Origin of the sequence: Pseudoalteromonas sp. Z1A6, from assembly GCF_011378745.1 — a bacterium.
Classification (GTDB): Bacteria; Pseudomonadota; Gammaproteobacteria; order Enterobacterales; family Alteromonadaceae; genus Pseudoalteromonas; species Pseudoalteromonas arctica.
Genome location: NZ_WTKW01000321.1, coordinates 1 through 4761, shown reverse-complemented (window position 1 = coordinate 4761; position 4761 = coordinate 1). Strand labels below are relative to the sequence as shown.

General features: G+C 36.3%; 2 protein-coding genes and 1 pseudogene. All 3 read left to right on the top strand.

The genetic code is table 11. The features are described from left to right. Positions 1-320: pseudogene (locus GQR46_RS16275) on the top strand (DNA polymerase II); the annotation flags it as partial. Between the two features lie 241 nt (positions 321-561). Next, complete coding sequence (locus GQR46_RS16270) at positions 562-3450, top strand: TonB-dependent receptor (protein WP_165728577.1); 2889 nt, start codon at positions 562-564, stop codon at positions 3448-3450. A 67-nt stretch (positions 3451-3517) separates the two neighbouring features. After that, positions 3518-3760: a hypothetical protein gene (locus GQR46_RS16265; protein WP_024593662.1), complete on the top strand. Its 243-nt coding sequence runs from the start codon at positions 3518-3520 to the stop codon at positions 3758-3760. Positions 3761-4761: the final 1001 nt, after the last annotated feature.

Genomic DNA, 4761 nt, shown 5'->3' with positions numbered 1-4761 from the left:
TATTTAAAGGTGAGTTTGATGATTTACTCATATTTAAAAAGAGATTAGGTCAAAACTTAATCGATTATAAAAAGAATATTCCTCCTCATATTCAGGCAGTTAAGAAACACCAGAAAAAAAATAGCGAATTTACGGTCAATAGGGGTGAATTTGTTACATTTGTTTACACAACTGCTGGAGTTGAACTATATCAAGGCTTTCATAGCTATGACTATGCAACTTATGTAGAAAAACAGATTGTACCGTTAATTGAAATGGTTGATCTTGTTTCGCACTCAAGTGTTTATTTTGGGTTAAATTTACAAGAGGAACTTTTTTAATAACACCATAAATAGCAACATATCTGTGTTTTCATACTGTCCACATCTTATTTATTCTAGTTTATTGCGATTTTGATTATTATATTCGCAAATATTTCTTTTTCTGTAAAGGTTTGTTAACTTTTTGTTGGCTTTTTGGTGGTTTTTGTTTATTATTTGCTTTAGTTACTGTTAATCTTATGTAACTAAAATAAATAAATAATGATTACTACTATAAAGTAGTGACACCAGGGAGAATCAAATGTTAAACAATCAAGTAGCTAAAGCAGTGCGTGTCGCACTTGCATTTGGTGCAGCTTCAACAGCTGCATTTTCAGGTAATACAATGGCAGCCGAAGGCGCCGATAAAGTAGAAAGAATTGAAGTAACTGGTTCACGTATCAAAAGAACTGATATGGAAGGTGCGAATCCAGTACAAATATTAACACGCGATGACCTAATTGCTTCAGGTATTGGTAACGTAGGTGACATTCTTCAAGAAATTCCTTCAGTTGCTGGTGCGGGTACTAATGCTTCTGTTAATAATGGTGGCTCAGGCGCGGTGCGTGTATCTTTACGCGGTTTGGGTTCTTCAAGAACGCTAGTATTATTAAACGGCCGTAGAATGGTTGCGTCGGGTAGTGGTGCAAACTCTTCTGTAGATTTAAGTACAATCCCTACAGCAATTATCAAGCGAGTTGAAATTCTAAAAGACGGTGCTTCTGCAATTTACGGTTCAGATGCTATTGGCGGTGTAGTTAACGTTATTACACGTGATGATTTTGAAGGTTTTGAAGCTACAGCAAGTTACGATGCTTCGACACATGGCGGTGATGGCGAAACTAAAAGCTACGATTTTACTGTAGGTTTAACAAGCGATAAAGGCAGCGTGGTAGCTAGTGCATATTACGTTCAGCAGGGTTCTCAGTCTTCTGGTGATAGAGACTGGTCTAAATTTTCTTTAGACATGGATCATACAGGTGAGCTTTCTAAAGGTGGTTCTTCAGCTCCACCATGGGGTCGTTACAACGGTATTGATGGTTCAGTAGCTGGTGAAGATTGTTCTTCTTTTACTCACGGTGCAGCTAATGGTCCTGGTCAATCAGATCCAAGCGATTTTTCTAATCCAACTGGTTATGATTGTTGGGATTGGGATAAAGATACTTACAACTTTGCGCCTGTAAACTTTCACTTAACTCCGGCTGAGCGATATGGCGTATTTGTTCAGAGTAACTATGAGTTTTCTGATCATGTTCGTTTCTTTTCAGAAGTTAGTTTAAACCGCCGTATTTCAGATACTAAGCTTGCTCCATTACCTCTAGCACCACTTGCGTTCTTTGGTGTGACAAATGCAAATTATTCTGCAGATAACTACTATAACCAACAATTTGGTCCTAAAGACAGAAATGGTGACTCAGTTGAGATTTCTGATTGGCGCCGTCGTATGGTTGAAACTGGCGGTCGAGATACTCAATTTCGCGTAGATACAGTTCGCGCAGTAGTTGGTTTTGAAGGCGATATCAATGACGATTGGGGTTATGAAGTTTCATACATCTTTGGTTCAAGTGATTCTACAACTAAACGAGCTGGTGGCGTAAACTTTGAAAAAGTTTCACAAGCCGTAGGTCCTTCATTCCAAGACGTTGACGGTAGCATTGTATGTGGAACTGTAGATGATCCTATCGCTGGTTGTACATCATTAAATGTATTTGGTATCCCAGGAACTGATACTCAAGTTACTCAAGAAATGTTAGATTTTATTTCGTTTGAAGCTCACGATTTTGGTTCAAACGAACAGCAAATTATTAGTGGTAGTGTGTTTGGTAGTGCATTTGAATTACCAGCAGGTAGTTTAGGTATGGCATTTGGTCTAGAACATCGTGAAGAGAAAGGTGGTGATTTCCCTGATGCACTAATAGCATTAGGAATTACATCTGGATCTAGCCGTCAAGAAACATCAGGCAGCTACACTGTAGATGAGGCTTATGCTGAGTTTAATGTACCGCTATTATATGACGCACCTTTTGCAAAAGTGTTAGAGCTAGATTTAGCAATTCGTTATTCTGATTATGATACTTTTGGCGATACTACAAACCATAAAGTAGGAATTAAATGGTCTCCTATGGACGGCCTTATGTTCCGAGGAACATCATCTACTGCATTTAGAGCACCTTCAACTTCTGACTTATTCTCTGGCGCATCAGATAATAGCCCTGAAGTTTCGGACCCGTGTGCTACTAACCCTACATCATTCTGTATAGCTGACGGCGTACCAGCAGCTGGTTTTGAACCTATTGGTGACCAATTATCTTCTACTCTTGGTGGTAACCCAGAGTTGCAACCAGAAGAAGCTGATATATTTACAGTTGGTGTAGTTTATAGCCCTGAGTTTGTTGATGGTTTATCTTTCACAATCGATTACTGGGATATCGAGCTGGAAAATGCAATTAGCTCTGTAGGCGAGCAGTTAATTTTAAACAAGTGTGCTGAAAGCGGTACATACTGTGATCAAATAACTCGTTATACATCAGGTATTTTAGCTGGTAACTCAAGTGACATTGATAACAGAAACATAAATGTTGGTGGTGTAGAGTCATCTGGTTACGACTTTAATGTTGCTTATACAACTGATACGTCAATTGGTTCATTATCAGCAAGCTTAGATGCAACTTACTATGACGACTACACAATAACTCAAGCCGACGGTTCAACACTTCAAAATGCTGGCTACTACCGCCGAAATAGTGGTGATGGTAACTTCCCTGAGTGGAAAACTAACTTCAATGTATCGTTAGCTCAAGAGAATTGGTCTGCAACTTATGCATTGCGTTACATTGGTGAAGTTGAAGAAAACTTTACAAATATTGACCCTGATGATTTAGCTGATGTTAACTCTTCATTTAGAACTGAAGCCGTTAATATCGGTGGTACTCTTGATTCTTATGATGTTATTAGAACCGTTGACTCACAAGTAATACACAATGTTCGCTTTAGTTACTTCCTTGATAACTACACAGCTACTGTTGGTATTAATAACGTATTTGATGAAGATCCTCCGTATGCAGCAACAGGGTTTAACGATAATACAGACCCTCGTACTTACAATACAACTGGTCGTCATATATTCTTGACTCTTAACGCTAAGTTCTAGAGTTCAGAAAAACAATAATAAAGCGCTAATATTCATAATATTAGCGCTTTTACTTTAAGGGAATAAAATGAAAAAGCTAATCGTAATAATCATTTCAAGTTTACTATTTCTATCTGGTTGTAGTTCACTGAGTGAAGACTCTCTAAGCAGTAATGAAAATATGGTATGCGAAAAAATAGCGGTGACAGGTAGTAATATTAAAAAGCGTACATGCATGTCAAAAGAGTTGGCAGAAGAAAGACGCAAAAAAAACCAAGAGGCAATGAGAGAAATTAACAAAAGAGGAAATATTTACCAAGATAGGAACTAATTTTACTACTAAGTTTAATTGCAATACTTTAACTTATGTTCGAAATCTTGATGTGTTAGTACTAATAATAATGCGGACAGGTTATCTATATTAAGTAAACTATTTGCTATTAAACTTACCCCTCCTCCAGGCTACATTATTTCATTGAATTTCGACTATCTGCCAAACCTTGTTAACGTGGTAACTTTGTATTTAGTTGGTGTTTTCTCGTATTTCAATAACGTATGTTTTACAAAAGCATTATATATGATTTATCTCTTAGTGAATTTAAGTGGTTGATTTTAATGGTAATAAGTTTTTAAGTGTTTGTCGTTATTTATAATTTATAGCTTATTTATTTTGAGTAACTATAAACTATAGTTGTTCTATTTCTAGCGATAATCATTGTAGAGGCTCCCGGCAAAAGTATCTGTAAATATGAATATAGAGGATATCCCGCATTACACTTAATAGGGGATAACTCTTCTTAAGTACATTCAATATTAACAGTTAAGGCCTTATCAGATACATGTAGCTTATCTGATGATTTTGGATGTTTTAACTTTGATTTACCGGTTAATGTGATACTCAGATGAATGTTACCAAATTAGTAAATAAAGAGATGGTTTCAATATTATTAGAACAAGTATTAAGGAATAATATTGGCCAGTTAATAACCAAATGTTCAAGCACTACCTTCACAATTGAGTTCATAATTTCCTCTCATTAAACAAACACTCATCAGTCGATGCTCTTTTCGAGTATAAAAATGATAATGAACATTTTTACGACATATCAAAGAAAGTTTATTTATGATTTGCAGCTGGCTAGCTCAATAAATCAGGTTAAACACGATGTAGGCCAAATTACAAAATAATATAACCAAACTTATAATCTGACATGTGTACCAATAGTTCTAAACTGAATTTTTCAAACAAATTAAATGCAGGCAGTAGTAGGTATTTACATAAAAGCCACACAGGTAGCTTGGTTATAATCTGCCTATCCTAAAAAGATCAGGA

Bases quoted from the DNA above. Each gene is read 5' to 3' on its own strand.
- GQR46_RS16270 (WP_165728577.1), top strand. From the start codon at position 562: ATGTTAAACAATCAAGTAGCTAAAGCAGTGCGTGTCGCACTTGCATTT.
- GQR46_RS16265 (WP_024593662.1), top strand. From the start codon at position 3,518: ATGAAAAAGCTAATCGTAATAATCATTTCAAGTTTACTATTTCTATCT.